Source organism: Halocatena marina, assembly GCF_023276375.1.
GTDB classification, from domain to species: domain Archaea; phylum Halobacteriota; class Halobacteria; order Halobacteriales; family Haloarculaceae; genus Halocatena; species Halocatena marina.
Genome location: NZ_JALLPK010000001.1, coordinates 206,064 through 222,788 on the forward strand (window position 1 = coordinate 206,064; position 16,725 = coordinate 222,788).

At 54.8% G+C, this 16,725-nt stretch carries 13 protein-coding genes; 8 read left to right on the forward strand and 5 right to left on the reverse strand.

Going from position 1 to position 16,725, the window contains the following annotated elements:
• Positions 1 to 4 precede the first annotated feature (4 nt).
• Together MW898_RS01050 and purD are read right to left on the reverse strand one after the other, a co-directional pair.
• Positions 5 to 517: an acyltransferase gene (locus MW898_RS01050; RefSeq protein WP_248903775.1), complete on the reverse strand. Its 513-nt coding sequence runs from the start codon at positions 515 to 517 to the stop codon at positions 5 to 7.
• A gap of 92 nt (positions 518 to 609) precedes the next feature.
• A complete protein-coding gene (gene purD / locus MW898_RS01055; RefSeq protein WP_248909681.1) occupies positions 610 to 1,896 on the reverse strand; it encodes a phosphoribosylamine--glycine ligase in 1,287 nt (428 codons plus the stop codon).
• 234 nt (positions 1,897 to 2,130) lie between these two features.
• Here purD and MW898_RS01060 point away from each other — a divergent pair, with 234 nt between their 5' ends.
• The gene (locus tag MW898_RS01060) at positions 2,131 to 4,320 is read left to right on the forward strand and encodes a thioredoxin domain-containing protein (RefSeq protein ID WP_248903777.1); all 2,190 of its coding nucleotides are present in this window, start codon (positions 2,131 to 2,133) and stop codon (positions 4,318 to 4,320) included.
• Positions 4,321 to 4,323: 3 nt separating this feature from the next.
• On the opposite strand, the gene MW898_RS01065 is transcribed toward MW898_RS01060, so the two are convergent.
• Positions 4,324 to 4,683 (reverse strand): thioredoxin family protein, encoded by a 360-nt coding sequence (locus tag MW898_RS01065; RefSeq protein ID WP_248903779.1) that lies wholly within the window; start codon positions 4,681 to 4,683, stop codon positions 4,324 to 4,326.
• 378 nt (positions 4,684 to 5,061) lie between these two features.
• On the opposite strand from MW898_RS01065, the gene MW898_RS01070 reads away from it, so the two are divergent.
• The 5 genes from MW898_RS01070 (at position 5,062) to MW898_RS01090 (ending at position 12,437) form a co-directional block, all read left to right on the forward strand.
• Positions 5,062 to 5,568, forward strand: a complete 507-nt coding sequence (locus MW898_RS01070; protein ID WP_248903781.1) for a DedA family protein — start codon at positions 5,062 to 5,064, stop codon at positions 5,566 to 5,568.
• A gap of 169 nt (positions 5,569 to 5,737) precedes the next feature.
• On the forward strand, positions 5,738 to 9,529 hold the full coding sequence (locus MW898_RS01075; RefSeq protein ID WP_248903782.1) for an MMPL family transporter: 3,792 nt from the start codon (positions 5,738 to 5,740) through the stop codon (positions 9,527 to 9,529).
• On the forward strand, positions 9,522 to 10,307 hold the full coding sequence (locus MW898_RS01080) for a TrmB family transcriptional regulator (RefSeq protein WP_248903784.1): 786 nt from the start codon (positions 9,522 to 9,524) through the stop codon (positions 10,305 to 10,307). Before MW898_RS01075 ends, MW898_RS01080 begins: the two co-directional genes overlap by 8 nt.
• A gap of 287 nt (positions 10,308 to 10,594) precedes the next feature.
• Positions 10,595 to 11,656 carry an ABC transporter ATP-binding protein gene (locus MW898_RS01085; protein WP_248903785.1) on the forward strand — a complete coding sequence of 354 codons (1,062 nt, stop codon included), beginning with the start codon at positions 10,595 to 10,597 and terminating at the stop codon, positions 11,654 to 11,656.
• Entirely contained in the window at positions 11,649 to 12,437 is a 789-nt protein-coding gene (locus tag MW898_RS01090) for an ABC transporter permease (RefSeq protein WP_248903787.1), read from the forward strand. Before MW898_RS01085 ends, MW898_RS01090 begins: the two co-directional genes overlap by 8 nt.
• A gap of 100 nt (positions 12,438 to 12,537) precedes the next feature.
• On the opposite strand, the gene MW898_RS01095 is transcribed toward MW898_RS01090, so the two are convergent.
• Positions 12,538 to 13,098, reverse strand: coding sequence for a DUF7344 domain-containing protein (locus tag MW898_RS01095; protein WP_248903790.1), 561 nt, complete (start codon positions 13,096 to 13,098; stop codon positions 12,538 to 12,540).
• A 253-nt stretch (positions 13,099 to 13,351) separates the two neighbouring features.
• On the opposite strand from MW898_RS01095, the gene MW898_RS01100 reads away from it, so the two are divergent.
• Positions 13,352 to 14,401, forward strand: coding sequence for a right-handed parallel beta-helix repeat-containing protein (locus MW898_RS01100; RefSeq protein ID WP_248903792.1), 1,050 nt, complete (start codon positions 13,352 to 13,354; stop codon positions 14,399 to 14,401).
• A gap of 50 nt (positions 14,402 to 14,451) precedes the next feature.
• Here MW898_RS01100 and MW898_RS01105 read toward each other — a convergent pair whose 3' ends face one another.
• A complete protein-coding gene (locus tag MW898_RS01105) occupies positions 14,452 to 15,783 on the reverse strand; it encodes an outer membrane protein assembly factor BamB (protein WP_248903794.1) in 1,332 nt (443 codons plus the stop codon).
• 292 nt (positions 15,784 to 16,075) lie between these two features.
• On the opposite strand from MW898_RS01105, the gene MW898_RS01110 reads away from it, so the two are divergent.
• On the forward strand, positions 16,076 to 16,666 hold the full coding sequence (locus MW898_RS01110; protein ID WP_248903796.1) for a metal-dependent hydrolase: 591 nt from the start codon (positions 16,076 to 16,078) through the stop codon (positions 16,664 to 16,666).
• Positions 16,667 to 16,725: the final 59 nt, after the last annotated feature.

The following is a 16,725-nucleotide window of genomic DNA, read 5'->3' on the forward strand; positions in this document are numbered from 1 at the left end:
GATGTTACCCGAGTTGTGTGTGTTCTTCTGCGGGCACGCCTGCGACCGTCGCTCCCGGTGGCACGTCTTTCGCTACGAGCGAATTGGCGGCCACTTTCGCGCCAGCTCCGATCCGCACGCCGGGGAGAACAATAGCTCCGGCACCAATCATCGCCCGCTCACCAACGACAACCTCGCCAGTTCGGTACTCGTCCTGTAAGAATTCGTGACAAAGGAGGGTAGCGTCGTATCCGATAATCGCATCATCTTCGACTGTGACTAGTTCGGGCCAGAACACGTCCGGCGTCGATTCGAGTCCCCACGAAACGCCGCGCCCGACGGTCACACCGATTGCCCGGAGAAGATAATTCTTCAGTCGTAAGCTCGGTGAGTGGCGTACGAGGAGGATGACGACGTAGTTGAGCACGACGCGTAGGGGATTTTTTGCGCTCGTCCAGTGTCGGAGCGAGTTGAAAGCTCCGGATGTCACGTGTCGGGCGAGTCGATCGTGTCGGGTGGTGCTGGAATCGTCTGGCATGATACGCTACTTCTGAAACACTTGGTGGCTGGCTCTCCGAATCGCTGTGACAGTTCTTAAACTGCGCTCTTCGCTTCGATGGATGATAGATGCTATCCGCGTAGTTCGTTCATGTGGTCGATCCGCTGTTGGACGAGTTCGGGGGTTCCGATGTCGTGTCGGATGTGAAGTCCACTCTCGTCGGCAGCGAGCGCGTCTTCTGCGATCTGCTCTGCGGTTTCGATGGTGTCGGCGAGTCCGACGACGGCGAATGAGCGCGATGTGGTGGTGTAAATTCCGTCTTCGCGTTCGTCGACGCTGGCATAGAAGAGCAGGGCATCGCCCGCGCTTTCCTCGTCGATTTCGACGATCGTCCCTGCTTTCGGGTCTGTCGGGTAGCCTGCCGGAACAGCGTACTTACAGACGGTTGCCTGCTGTGTGAATTCGAGCTCCGGAAGTGGCTCGTCGTCGCGGGCGGCACACAGCATATCGAGGAGAGGTGTTTCGAGGATTGGTAGGATGTTCATTGCTTCAGGGTCGCCAAAGCGAGCGTTGAACTCGACGACTGAAACACCGTCAGCGGTGAGCATGAACTGCCCGTAGAGCGCACCTTTGTAGCCATCGAGTGTCTCGACGACCGCATCGATGACCGAAACGGCGTCTTCATAATCCGCTTCGGTCATAAACGGGAGGTTGTCCCCTGCTGCAGAATAGCTTCCCATCCCACCGGTGTTCGGTCCCTCGTCTCCTTCGTAGGCGCGCTTGTGGTCTTGAACGGCGGGTGAGACTCGGTACTCACCGTTCGCAACGAACGCTTGCACAGTGAACTCCTCACCAACGAGTCGCTCCTCAAGCACCACGCGATCGTACTCGGACTCGCGGAGGTATGTTTTCGCTTCGTCTTTCGTGATCTGATCGCCAGTCACTCGGACACCTTTTCCACCGGTGAGCCCCGCGGGCTTGACTGCGAGATGTGAATCAGATGCATCGATATACTCACAGGCGGCCTCCATTTGATCGAACGTCGCAAAGTCGGGACAGCCGGGGATGTCGTGCTGGGCCATGAACCGGCGCTGAAACGCCTTGTCCGTCTCGATGCGCGCCTCGCTCTCTTGTGGACCGAACGCGTACACACCAACCTCATCGAGCGCATCCGCCACACCGGCGGCGAGTGGTGCCTCTGGTCCGATGACGGCGAGGGTCGCCTCAATCTCTGTCGCGTATGTGACGACCGCGGTCGGATGTGTTTCATCGAGCGTTTCGAATCCCTCCGCGAGCTGGGCAATACCGGGATTGCGATTCGACGCGCAGGCATACAGCGATGCTTCGGAATCAGCCAGCGCGCGGGCAATTGCGTGTTCCCGCCCACCACCACCAACGAGTAAAACGGTCTCTCCCATGAGCGAGAGGGGTGCACACGAAGATGTAAGCGTTGTCTTTCCGGTGTATATCCCATCTCCCATCTCTCATCTCCCATCGGACTGTCGTGAGAGCAGACTGCACGGGCCAAAGCGTACAACCGCTATCGAGCGTCAATCCGTCCACGATTGAGCCCGATTCTTCGTCAGTCACAGAATGGTGTTCGTGCTTCCGGCTGTCCTGCTATTTACGTCCACTGCGGTTGTAGGCTACCTATGACCGACCCGACTCGTCGCAACCGTCTTGATGAGGAGCAGAGTCCGTATCTCCGACAGCACGCCGACAATCCGGTCAATTGGCAGCCGTGGGATCAACAAGCGCTCGACAGCGCCAAAGAACGCGATGTACCGATCTTTCTTTCGATCGGCTATTCGGCGTGTCACTGGTGTCACGTCATGGAAGAGGAGAGCTTTCAGGACGAATCGATCGCATCAATGTTGAACGAGCAGTTCGTTCCCATCAAAATCGACCGCGAGGAGCGCCCGGATCTTGACTCCATCTACATGACCATCTGTCAACTCGTTACTGGTGGCGGTGGGTGGCCGCTTTCGGTGTGGCTCACGCCCGATGAAAAGCCCTTCTACGTCGGGACGTACTTCCCACCCTCTCCGCGCGGCCGCGTCCCCGGATTCGATTCGCTCCTTGAGAATATTGCTGATTCGTGGTCTTCAACGGAAGATCGACAGGAAATCGAAAAGCGCGCCGAGCAGTGGACCACTGCTATTGAGGACGAACTCGAATCCGTGCCGGACCAACCTGGATCGGTCTCTGATAGCGTACTTGACACCGGTGTGCAGGCGGCTGTCCGGAGTGCAGACCGCGAGTACGGGGGATTCGGATCCGGACAGAAGTTCCCTCAAATGGGTCGCTTGCGGGCGCTCGGACGCGCGTACGAACAAACCGGACGATCAGTGTATCGTGAAATTATTGAAGAAACACTCGATGCAATGGTGAACGGTGGGCTGTTCGACCACGTTGGTGGTGGCTTTCACCGTTATACGACTGACCGCAAATGGGTCGTCCCGCACTTCGAGAAGATGCTCTACGATAACGCTGAAATCACACGGATGCTCCTCGAAGGATATCAACTCACTGGCCGCACACCCTACGCAGCGGCCGCCAGCGAGACACTCGAGTTCGTCAAACGCGAACTCACTCACGACGAGGGTGGCTTCTACGCAACGCTCGATGCACAAAGCGAGGGTGAAGAGGGAACGTTCTACGTCTGGACGCCCGAGCAGATCAGCGAGGCGATTGAGGACCAGACGGCGGCCGATCTCTTCTGTGACCGGTACGGCATTACACCAACGGGTAATTTCGAGAACAACCGTACCGTCCTCACCGTGAGTACCAGCATCGAACAACTGAGCACAGAGTACGACCTCCCTGCGGAGACGATCGAAACGAAACTGGAACACGCCCGCAAACAAGTGTTCGAGGCCCGCGAGAAGCGTGTCCGTCCCGGACGGGATGAGAAAGTGCTGACGGGATGGAACGGACTCATGATCTCCGCGTTCGCTGAGGGAGCGCTGGCGCTCGACGAATCCAGTTTCGAATCTGATTCAGCCCCACATTCTGATTCCACTACAGATTTCGCCGAAACAGCGCGTGCGGCCCTTTCGTTCGTTCGAGAACATCTCTGGACCGACAGCACCAGCGATAGCGATAGTGATAGTGATGGTGATGGTGATGGTGGCCGCCTTTGGCATCGATACAAAGACGGTGACGTGACAGGTGATGGATTCCTCTCGGATTATGCATTCCTCGGGAGGGGCGCGCTGAATCTGTACGAAGCGACTGGTGAAGTCGAGCACCTTAATTTCGCGCTCGATCTCGCAACGAGCATCGAGCGTGAATTTTGGGACGCAGAAGAACGCACGCTCTACTTCACGCCCGCGAGCGGCGAAACGACAATCACTCGACCGCAAGAATTATCTGATCAATCGACGCCATCCAGTACGGGGGTTGCTGTTTCGCTGTTTCTTGCACTCGATCAGTTTGTTCCTCACGATCGGTTTAGAACGATCGCTGACAGCGTCCTTTCGACGCACGCCTCGACTATCGAATCGGATCCACTCCGGTGTGTCTCTCTTGTGCTTGCTGCGGACGAATACGCTTCGGGATTTCTCGAACTCACCATCGCGGCCAACGAGATACCAACCCAGTACCGTGAGCGAGTCGCATCAACCTATCTCCCCCGCCGACTCCTCACAGTGCGTCCTCCCTCTGAGGATGGCTTGAACGCGTGGCTCGATGCGCTCGATCTGGACGAAGCGCCGCCGATCTGGGCCGGTCGAGAAGCTATCGACGACGATCCGACAGTTTATCTCTGTGAAGGGTTCACTTGCTCACCGCCGAAGAGAGATATCGACGACGCGTTTGCGTGGCGCGAACAGAACGCATAACGCTCACTCTGAAAGCTGCTCAGCGAGATACACCGCTATCGGTATGTCTTCACTCTCGACGAATCGAGCTATCTCTTCACCGTCGCGCTCGACAACAATGGTTGGGATGTACTCGATGCCGTACTCTTCGACACCGGGACCCTGCTTGTCCCGATCGACTGCGATGTGTTCAATCTGTTCGTCGGCAATGTCAGCCGCATCGAGCGCCGCACCGAAATTAGGAAGCTGTGATCGACAGTCCTTACACCAGTCCGCACCCCAGATCGTATACGTTGCGTCCTCGTTCGCCTGCAAGGTCGCTACCGTCTCGTCGTAGGCATCTGCATCCCAAACTGGGTTTGGAGCCATCGTTTCGAGTGCCATAGACGGACTATTCGTGAGGTGAACTTAATGGCCGCGTTCACAGCAATGTTGGTCGACTGCGTTTTTCTGTTCGTATAACAACGCTATATTCACGAGCGACATCTCGAATCCTAACTTTGGTGAAGTAAAATATGGGTAAAAACATGGATGTCTGACTGTATGGATGGAGCGAAATAGCCGAGGTCTGAATGTCGGCAGATATCGTAGTCTACCGGTAATCTAATCTTTTCTCTCGGTCAGTAAATGGATAAACTATGGTGGAAATACTAACAGTAGACCCTTTTAAATTCCTATTATTTCATCAATGGTTGAATATATTAAACGTTAAGCATGTCTATGTCTATAGATCAGAGTAGAGGCTGACATTCGAGAACACCAATGCTCCCTGATCTCTCAGCTCCTGCAGGACGTATACTCACACAGTATGGCTACGTCGCTCTGTTTAGCATCTTCATTCTCGAAGGTGCGATGTTGCTGTATTTTGCACCGAGCGAATCACTTGTACCGGGTGCCATCTACTTGCTCACGAATCAATCGAGCGTCGAAATTGCGGTAGTAATCATCATCGCCGCCATCGGCGCGACGATTGGTCAGACATTGCTTTTTATGCTGGCAAAACGCGGTGGTCGTGAGTATCTCTCCAAAAGTCGGTGGTTTCGTGTCTCTGATAAGCGTCTTGATCGCTTTGACCGCTGGTTCAAGCGTTGGGGGCCGATATCAGTAGTCGCAAGCAATTCGCTTCCATTCACACGAGGAATGATTACCGTTCCCGCCGGATTCGCACGCATGGATCTCCGACACTTCGTCGTGGGTTCTGCAGTCGGAACACTCCTCTTTCAGTCAATGCTCGCCTTGATCACCATTGGAGCACTCGAATTGCTCTGACCACAGCGAGCCGAACGCGGACTAATTTATCGAACGTCACGAATTTTCCGATACTTGTTAGAATGTTCGAAGACCTATCGATACTCTTAACAGATGGCGCTGTTAGTAGGATCATACTAACAACGAAGCGGCTGTGATTGTGTGCCAACTATACCACAACGAGTGACTAATGGACGTCTTAGATCGAGTATTGAATGGAGTAACGAGGTATAGCCGTCTCGTCATTGTCGTGCTTTTGCTGGCGACGGTAGTCATCGGATCGGGAGCGCCGATGGTTGAACAGACATCATCGCTCGAAGAGTTTCAGAGCGGTACGAGTCAGGCGGCTCACGCACAAGAGTATACTACGGAAAATTTCACAGAGGGATCATCTAACACCACAACGGTTCAGGTCATTGTCCGTGACGATAATGTCATCTCGAAAGCATCGCTTATCGAGCAGTTGGAGCTGCAACAAGCCCTCCGCGAGAACGAAACCATCAACAAGACCTTGGCGAACGATTCTCAGACGGTCGGTGTTGCCAACGTCATCTCGACGGCTGCTGTTCAAATGGATCGCGCAGAGCAGCTGAAAGCACGCGCAGACAAGCTCAAGCAGCAGGGGAATGCGATACAAAACCGATCTGAGCAGCTGAAACAGCGATCAGACGCGCTCAACGAGTCCAAATCAGAACTCGAACAGCGCGGTGAACAGCTGAAACAGCGCGGTAAGAAACTCGAACAGCGCGGTGAACAGCTGAAACAGCGCGGTGAGGAGCTCAACCAGAGCCAGAAGAAATTACAGCAGCGCGGTGAAGAACTCGAACAGCGCGCGAAGGAGCTTAATCAGAGTCAGCGGGAGTTGGAACAGCGCGGAGCAGCGCTGAAAGAGCGTGCGGACAAACTGAATGAGAGCAGTCGAGAGCTTCAGAAGGATGGTCAGGAACTCGAACAGCGCGCCAGAGCACTGAATCAGAGTCAACGACAGCTCGAACGGGATGGAGCTGCTCTCAAACAGCGCGCGGACGAACTGAATGAGAGTCGCGCTGGACTCGAACAACGGCAACAAGAACTCGAACAGCGTGCTCAGTCGGTCAACGAAACCCGAGCCTCGCTCACAGAGCGCCGCGCGGAACTCGAACAACAATGGAAGGAACTCGCTGCTGACCGTAAATCCGGAACCGTTCCGCCAGATGAACTCGAACGGCGAGCTCAGAAACTCAAACAGAAATCGCTCGATCTAGCGAACGATACGGCCGCACTCAAAGAGCGAGCCGATAGACTCCAGGCGGATCGAAACGAATTGGAACGCGACGGTGCTGCACTTCGAGAACGCGCACAGTCGCTCAATGAGAGCCGCGCTGAACTCGAACAACGGAAACGACAACTCGAACAAGAAGGCAAGGAGCTGGAGGCAGAAAGTGAATCGCTCGAACAACGGAAACGACAACTCGAACAAGAAGGCGAGCAGCTGGAGGCAGACCAGAACGCGTTAGAGCAGGACGCCCAACAGCTGGAAGCGAAAGGCGAGCAGCTGAAGGCAGATAAGAACGCGTTAGAACAGGACGCCCAACAGCTGGAAGCGAAAGGCGAGCAGCTGAAGGCAGACCAGAACGCGTTAGAACAGGACGCCCAGCAACTGGAAGCGAAGCAATCTGCGCTCGAAAACGATTCTGCTGAACTGAAGAAACGAGGGCAGGCGCTACAGAACGACTCTGATGCACTCAAATCAGACGCAAACAAGCTTGAACAGCGAACGGATGCGCTCGAAGCCGACAGAGATGAGCTCAGGAACGGCAGCCTGAATCTCTCAGTATCAGAGCGCATCGACGTTCTCGAATCGCGGAACCAATCGGAAATCGAGACGGTTGTAGAGGCTGTTCTTGGCAAGAGTGGTCGTGACAATGGGAGCGACCAGTCTGGTGTGTTCGCGTTCATGCCCACCAATTACGAGCCCGGAACGACGACGGCCAACGCGACGATGGTCCTCCTCACGCAGACGGCAGAGAGCGAGACCTCGGCACAAGGGACAGCGAGTGATCGGCTCATCGAATCACAACTCGCGGTTCGTGACGTTACTCGCGGACAGTACGCTGACAACGCGTACGTCTTCGGAGCTGGGATCATCAGCGATGAGATCGAACGTTCAATGACCGACAGCCTCGTCATCGTTGGCCCACTGGCGCTGTTGTTCGTTCTCATCGTTCTCGTCATCGCCTACCGCGATCTGCTCGATATTCTTCTTGGTGTGTTCGGCATCACACTGGTTCTCATTTGGACGTTCGGATTCATGGGCTGGACTGGTATCTCCTTCAGCCAGATCTTTATCGCGGTTCCGGTGTTGTTGATCGGTCTGTCGATCGATTACGCGATCCACGTCTTCATGCGTCACCGCGAGTCGCGCGAGCAGATCAAGGGCGTCAGAAACTCGATGAACACTGCGCTTGGAGGAATTGCGAGTGCACTCGTTCTAGTGACTCTCACCGCAGTCATTGGCTTCCTTTCGAACCTCACTAGCTCAGTTCCGCCGATCCGCGAGTTCGGTATCGTGAGTTCGGTTGGCATCTGTGCCGCGTTGGTCATCTTCGGTGTACTCATTCCGGCATTGAAGGTCGAACTCGACAGTGCGCTGGAAGCACGCGGCTGGGATCGAACAAAGCGCGCGTTTGGAACCGGCGGTGGCGCGCTCGGATCACTCCTCTCTGGCGGTGCAACAGCCGCACGGCGGGCACCACAGGTTGTTCTCGTCGTCGCGCTCTTGCTGACGGTTGCAGGCGGTATCGGCGCATCGCAGGTCGATACCAGCTTCTCACAAGAAGATTTCCTCGCGGACGATCCACCAGCGTGGATGGATTCACTCCCCGAACCACTCGCTCCGAGCGAATACACTGCGAAATCGTCGCTTGAGTACGTCAACGACCATTTCTTACGAGAGGATTCGAACGCCGTCATCCTCATCAGGGGGGACGTCACTAACCCGAACGCGTTGACAACCGTCGAACGCGCCGAACAGAACGCGAGTGATCAGGATGCGACGGTCGTCCTCTCCAGTGGCCAAAGCGATATCGAAAGTCCGCTGTCTGTGATGGAGACAGTCGCAGCGGACAACGAATCGTTCAACGAAACGTTTGTGGAATCAGATACGAACGGCGATGGTGTTCCGGATACGAACCTCGAGCAAGTATACGATGCGCTGTACGAGACGAATCCGCAAGCGGCATCGTCGGTCGTCTACCGCAACGACGGTGAGTACGAAGCGCTACGTGTGTCCGTTTCGACCAAGGGTGGTGCAAGCGGCAATGAAGTGACCGAACAGATGCGCACTGTTGCCGGGACGTTCGAAGGATCGAATAATTTGCGAGCTATCGCAACCGGGCAGCCGATCGTGTTCAAACAGGTGCAAGACCAGCTTCTTGAGACTGTGGTCAAAAGTCTGCTCATCACGCTCGTTGTGACGTTCGTCTTCTTGATGTTCGTCTACCGGTTCCTTCACGGGAGTGCGCTGCTCGGGTTCGTGACGCTGTTGCCCGTCGGATTCAGCGTTGCGTGGATTCTCGGCACCATGTACGTGCTTTCCATTCCGTTTAACATGATCACGGGACTTATCACGAGTCTCACTGTCGGGTTGGGTATCGCCTACAGTATCCATCTCTCGGAACGGTACAGTCTCGAACTTCAGGAGGGAGCATCAGCCTGGCAAGCGCTGCAGACGGCTGTTACCGGAACTGGTGGGGCACTACTCGGAAGCGCCGCAACGACTGTCGGTGGATTTGGTGTGCTCGCGTTTGCGATTTTGCCACCACTCAGGCAGTTCGGTATCATCACTGGTTTGACCATTATTTACGCGTTCTTTGCGAGCGTGTTCGTCCTGCCGAGCCTGTTGGTCGTCTGGACGCGCTGGTTCGGACCGCGCGGTTCCATCCGATCGAGACCATCTTCGTTCAAATTTGGCGATGAAACACCATCAACAGACGATGACTGAACCAATGTCACCAACCGAGGACGACGCTATCAGCGCGCTGCAGCGTCTGGGGCTCTCGAAATACGAAGCATCGGTGTTTGTCGCGCTACAAAAGCTCGAAAACGGTACCGCAAGTGAAGTAGACCGAATCACGGACGTTCCACGTTCGCAGGTGTACGGCGCTGCAGAGCATCTCGAAGCACTGGGGCTCATCGAAGTGCAACAGTCGAATCCGATTCAGTACCGATCAGTCGACCTCGATGAAGCGCGAGCGCGACTCCGCGCACGTCTTGACAACGAGGAACAGAACGCGTTCGAATACCTCGAATCGGTCCGCGGTGAACACGCAGAAGACAGTGAGTCACAAGTGGATGTCTGGACGAGTCTCGGTGAAGCGACGGTCAGTAACCGCATCGTTGAACTTGTTGAAATGGCTGACGATCGGATTCTGTTTGGAGCGGCCGAGGAAACGATGCTGAGTGATGCGATCATGGATACGCTCACTACAGCCGCTGCTTCTGGCGTTGAGGTGACCGTCGTTAGCGAGAATCCGGCGGTCTGTGAACGATTTGCTGATGCCGATGGCATCAGAACACAGGTGATCCATGAAGATCCGATGATCGAAGGACATGGTGGACGTGTCCTCACCGTCGATGCTGAGACCGTATTGCTCAGCGTTCTCGGCAGCGAAGAACTCCCCGATCCTGACCGAGAAGCAGCCATCTGGAGCGCCGGAACTGGCTTTGCAACGATGCTCACTGGATTAATCGACCGTTGGTTTAACTACCATCTCGATTGACGCCACCTGCTTTTCACGATACTCGAACTACGCAGCATTCGGAGTTCTATTTTGTAGGAATATTGCAAATTCGTTGAAGGTGAGTGGTTTCGAATTATCCGGGAGATCCGTTTACTGATCGAACTATTTCTGGTCTTGAAGCGATCCTCGTTGTCGATTGCTCGTCGGATACTCGGATACTGTGGGGTATTCGGAGTCGTGATGGGCGACACTTCTCAGCTGATAGCAAAAACAGAAGAACACTACATTCAAATGGGCATAAATTGTACCTTGAATAGCAACTGAGCATGGCGATCATCGAAGCGGACGGACTGACGAAGTACTACGGTGAGACGCGGGGTGTCGAGAAGCTCAGGTTCTCTGTTCAGGAGGGAGAAGTGTTCGGTCTTTTGGGTCCGGACGGAGCCGGGAAAACGACAACGGTTCGAACGTTAATGGGCCTTCAAGTACCGACACGCGGGAGAGCGACTGTTCTCGATTACAACACCTTGGACCGCCGAGACCGTAGAGCGATGAAACGGGATGTCGGATATCTTCCGAGCGATCCGTCGTTCGATGAGAAGGTCACTGGTCGGCAGCTACTCACGCATCACGCATCGCTCAAGAGCGAGGAACGAATGGACGAACTCCTCGAACTGTTCGCTCTCCCCCTCGATCAGGTGATCGGGAAGTACTCTCGTGAGGATGTACAGGCGTTAGCGATCGTTCTTGCATTCATGCACGATCCTGACCTTGTTATCATGGACGAACCAACGACGGGGATGGATCACCTGCTGCGAGAGCGATTCTACGGGTTCCTCCATACAGAGCGAGAACGAGGGACAACTATTTTCTTAGCCTCAAATATTCTCAACAATGTCTGCAAAATATGTGACCGAGTCGCTATCATACGAAATGGCCATCTCGTCGGACTCGAAGACACTGAAACATTGCTCGATCGCGGTGGAAAGTCAGTTCGGGTGGAACTCTCCAATCCGGTCGATGTGGATGACTTCGAATTTGACGGTGTCCATGCTATCGAAATCGCTCAAGAAACAGAGGCTGTGTATTCGATGAACGACGATGAAGACCAGTTCCCGGCGGATAAAGCTAGGAGTGACGGACATGAGGATCGACAGTTCGTGTCTCAGGAGAGTGAAAACGTGGATGGATCTGCTGTCGGTCAGATAATACGGCCTCGAACGACTGTGCAGTTCACGTACACCGGGGAGTATGACGCGCTTTTCGAACAGTTCCGTGACTATACGGTCACCGATCTGAACATCGTAGAGGAACCACTGGAAGAGATCTTCACCCGTTGTTATGGCAAACGACTCGGGGCGGTCGAGGACGGTGGTAGCGATGTTTGAGATCACGAGGTACGAAACGAAGCGACGAATGCTCGGGACGGGTGCGATTACGATCGTTCTCGCAGGGCTTGCACTGTTGTTTTTCGCAATCGCTCCGGAAACAATCAGCCGAGGTGAACTTTCGGCCATTGCCGAGACGTATCCGAGATCAGTGCAGACCGCGTTCGGGATTGCAGCACTCGGGACAATCGAAGGACTCCTCGCAGTAGAGTTGTATCAGTTCGGTTGGGTGTTCTTGCTTGGTCTGTACTTCGCTCACAACGGTGGCTCGATGATTGCCGGTGACGTCGAAAGCGATCGCATGGAAATGCTGTTGTCGGCACCCGTCTCGCGCTCGAAAATCGTCCGCGAACGGTTTCTCTCGCTGTGCATCACGATGCTCGTAATTAACGTCGTTGTTGGGCTCATTGTCTATATTGGGACTATACTGATCGGTGAATCTCTCTCGCTCATCGATATCAGCGCAGTGCACGCACTCTCGATCCCATACTTGCTCGTCTGTGCGGCGATTGGTCTACTGTTTTCGGTCCACTCGAGTAAACAGAGTACTTCCAAGTGGGCGAGCACGGCCTGTCTGTTCGGCCTGTTCGTGCTTGAATCACTTTTCGGTGGCACCGAGCACGAGTGGCTCGCTGCTATTAGCCCTACGTACTACTACGATCCAACGGCGATTCTGGTTCACAACACGTACGATCTGACTGGCGCACTGATCCTCTTTATGACAACTGTCGTGCTCGTGAGTGTGGGCCGACTGCGCTTCAGGCAGATGGATATCCGATAACAAGTGATCCGTTCCTGATTTTGGCGTTGCTGCTAGCACGATCGATGATGCGTCTTACGAGCACAATTAAATACGACTGACTAAGTAAGAGTCAACCGCGTCAGCCAATCAACCGTACGTATCCGTTGACGAAATGAACGTATCCGGTGTTTTCGAGACGATCCAGTATCTGTATCGTGTTCTCTTCGTCGTACCCCGCACGCTGCAGCACCTGACTCGCTTGTTCTATTGTTAAACTCTCGTTCTCGTTTGTAGTCGTATTACGAAGTTCTTCGAGTGCGCTCTCGGTTGGTAAGGGGAGACTCGAACGGGCGAGTGTGAGATGTGATCTGAGCTGTGAAGCTGTCGGACCGATAGCTACCGAATCGCTCTCCTGATCGTAGTCGATAGCGTCTGCCGTGACCAGCTTCGGGATGTGACAGTGATAGAGTGACATGTACATTCTCTTTACCGTCTCAGCGGGAATGTCATCAAGAGCGGTCTGATGTTCCATCACGACACACTCGTCTGCTAAGTCGGGTAATGACATCGGCGATCCATAGCGATCGAGACACTCTATTACGTATCGACGACGATGATGCGACAGTAGCTCGAATAGATCGTCAGCCGGTAGACTCTCCGCCGAATCTTCCGCCGGCTCATCCCCGGTATCGCCCGCCACTACTGAATCCAAGGTAACGCCAGTAATGAATATTGCGAGCTTATATTGTCGGGTATCAATACAATTATTAATATATTTGAAAATAGTAGTTGAGGACATTCAATTTTTACCGATCTTAACTATCTGATTGCTAACGACGAGAATAAATCCATATTTAAGAAACTTATCTTTATGATTATATAGTCTTTTAATATAGACATATATTAATGAATGAAAACATTAACGTCGCTTCCTGACCGTGATAGGATGAATAATGGGAACGTACATCGTCCGCAAACGAGATTCGTTACAGTCGGTGTTGAACAAGTCTAAGAGAGGTGATGCCGTGGTCGTGACGGACGGATACGATGCAACGAATGATTCGTGGCCGGTGACGATCGATACGGAGATTCGCATCGAATCAAATCCCCACAACCGGATCGCCGTTCCCAGCGCAGGAGAGGCTTCGTTCATTCTCGATCTGAACGGATCGAACCGGCCGCCGGGCATTACCCTGGTGAATATGTACGTCGATGCGAACGGTGCCGATTCGGCCTTTCGAGTCCAGAACGCTCGGTTTTGCAACTTCGTCGGCTGTCTCGCAGAAAATGCAGCCCAGCACGGATATTTACTACTCAACCTCAATCACCCACCGAACAGTAACCGGTTTTTCTACTGTGACGCGCACTCGAATCGAGGGAATGGGTTCTTCATCGACGATCGCGCGCACAGCACGACGTTCGTTGGCTGTCGGGCGGTCGGGAACGACGGTCGGGGGGTCTGGTCACAGAATAATTACGCGAGTTCGTGGATCGGGGGCGGATTAGAGCGCAACGGCGATCAGGGTGCCTATATCGATGGGAGTGAGGTGTTCACGCTCTCAGACGCCTATATCGAGGGGAACGCCCAGAATACCTCTGATCAGGTCCTCTTTGCCAAGGCACAGACGGCGACGCTTGCCGAGACGTATATCAACGGCTATGACGCCCCCGAGACGAACGGCGTCCGCTTTCTGGAGTCGAACAACTGCTCGCTCCGGAATATCGAATATCGAGACCTGAGCGGACTGGTCGTGAACGACGACTCGCTCAATACGGATCTCCACCGCGATAGCCACTTTTCGCTCGACAGCACACCGTTTCTCGTCGCCGATACCGGCGAGCAGACGCGAAATTACGGCGTGCTCGAACCGACGGACCTCTCTGAAGTCACCGGTCGCTACGAAGGCGAGCGCGGCATCAACAACGGCACCACCGGTCCTTTCGGACTCGCGATCTGGAACGGCTCTGCGTGGGTGAGCATGCTGAACGGCATCGCTATCTGAGTGAGTGGCTCTTTTTTCACGTCAGGATGAACAATAGCGTCTCGCTCGTCTCAGAGTCGTCCGGTGATCGCGCGCAGTGAGGTTCCCCCGACGTAGACGGTTTCGTCGGCCACTGCGGGTGGGGCGAATGCGTTCGTCAGATCGTCGGTCGGCGCATCCAGCCGCCAGCGGATGCGCCCGTCAGCGAGGGCAAGCGCAGCGCCGCCTGTATAGAGGGTGCCATCGGCAATGGCTGGCGTCTGGACGGTGACGCGGCTGTCGTTGAACACCCGCTGCCACTGGACGGTCCCCGTCTCGGCCCCGAGCGCGAGCACGCGGGCGCGGCCCTCTGGCTGTGGCGTGCGGTCGTTAAAGCCGATGTAGACGGTTGCATCGTCCACCGCAGCGCCGGTCCATACCCCCGTTTGCGCGTTCAGTTGTCCCGCAGAGATCTGGTGAGACGGCTGCACGGTGTGGGTCCAGACGCGTGCGCCGTCGGTGCGTCGCCGTGCTTCGACCGTCGTCGCCGTTTCGGTTCCGTGGCCGACGTAGATGTAGTCGTCACCGACTGCTGGGGTGTTCTGACCCGTCGCCCGGTAGGTCACGCCCGCATCGACTGCCCAGCGGACATCGCCGGTCGTTGCTTCGAGCGCGGCTAGTTCATCGCCGGCGAGATAGACGGTCTCGTTTTCGACTGCCACCGGAGGGGCTTCGTAGCCGTTGATGCCAGAACGGCCCGTCTCGTGCGTCCAGAGGAGTGCACCGGTTGCGCTGTCGAGTGCATAGAGCCGGCCAACGGTGCCAGCCCCGAAGTTTCGCCCGATAATATACACGATATCGCCAGCGACTGTCGGTGCGCAAAAGGCCGCCGCCTGGCGGTCCGGCTCGAACCGCCACACCTCAGTCCCGGTCGCTGCTTCGAGCGCCACCACTGAGCTACGCCGAGCCGAAGCACGCCCGTGTGAGCCTTGCTGTGTGCAACCCACGTAGACGAGCGTTTCAGCCACGGCTGGCGTGCTCACGGATGTGAGGTCGCTATCGGCCATTCGCCACCGCTCCGCTCCGTCCTCAGCGGCGAGCGCGATGAGGCTGGTGCGGTCGCTCGCGTACACGGTCGAATCGGCCACAACGACCCCCGAGATCCGGGCGGCCGCCTCGTGCTGCCAGCGGAATGCGACGCTCGATTTCGGTCCCTTTGCCCCTCGTCGATAGCCCGTTTTGGTCGCGGTTCCCCCGGGTTGTGGCCACGTTCGTGGGGCTGTCTCAACTGCCGAGTGACCGCCAGCGCCTGCCTGATTGGACGGCTCCGTGCTGCTGGCGGCTCCTCGTCCCACCAGGTTGGCACCTGTAACCATGCCAATCCCCTTTATGACGCCCCGGCGGCTGACGTCGTCTCTACCCATACCTTCTATATGGGATCTTTGCGCATATAATTATGTATGAAAAATAAAACAAAAGCAGGTGGTACGAGTAGATATCATGTGGCCGTCTAAGCTTCTACTTTCCTACTGTACGTGATGTGTCCTCTCTACGACCGCAACGAGATATGGGGTAGGTCAATCTCATGATATATGTCTGGAATAGTAATCGCGTAAATGACCTGATCGTGTGTTGTTGTTGGGCGAATGTAGTTTGACACCATCTCTGACAGACTGTCAAGATGACATTCAAATAGCTACGTGTGACAGTACCGGCATGGATCGTCATGGTCACGTCGGGTTCAACCTGCTCGTTTTTGCACCAGTCGCCTATTACTTTCTGCACACAGATCAAACAACACTCGCGATGATCGGTATTCTCGGGTTGTTCATGCTCGAACCATTGCCTGATATCATCTCAGGTATTCCTGGTGTTCAAAATCGGGGTACAAGCCATTCTATCCTCTCGGCACTTGTTGTCGGCATTCTCTGTAGTATTCTCTTATACATTCTCTCTCGACATCTCGTGAGTATGGTTATGCAGTTTATTTTTGGACAATCTATAGTTATCTCTGACATGTCGCAACAGAACCCTATTGATGCCAATCGGAACGCGTGGATTGGCTTTTTTATTGGCTCTAGTTCTGTCATTATTCACATACTTGGCGATTTGCTCACACCATCTGGAATCCGTCCATTGTTACCGTTTGCGCCGTTTCGGCTCTCTCTCGGCATCGTTCCCGATCAAGGATGGACGCAGTTCGTACTCTTCATTGGTGGTGTCCTGACCTTTGGTTGGGTAATCGTATCGAAATATCCGGTGGTGGGTCGAGCGTTGCTCAATAGTCTTGGACTCTATTTATTATAATATCGAAACACCAAATTCTACAAACTGCACCACCTCTCAACGGTGAATGAATTTCTATT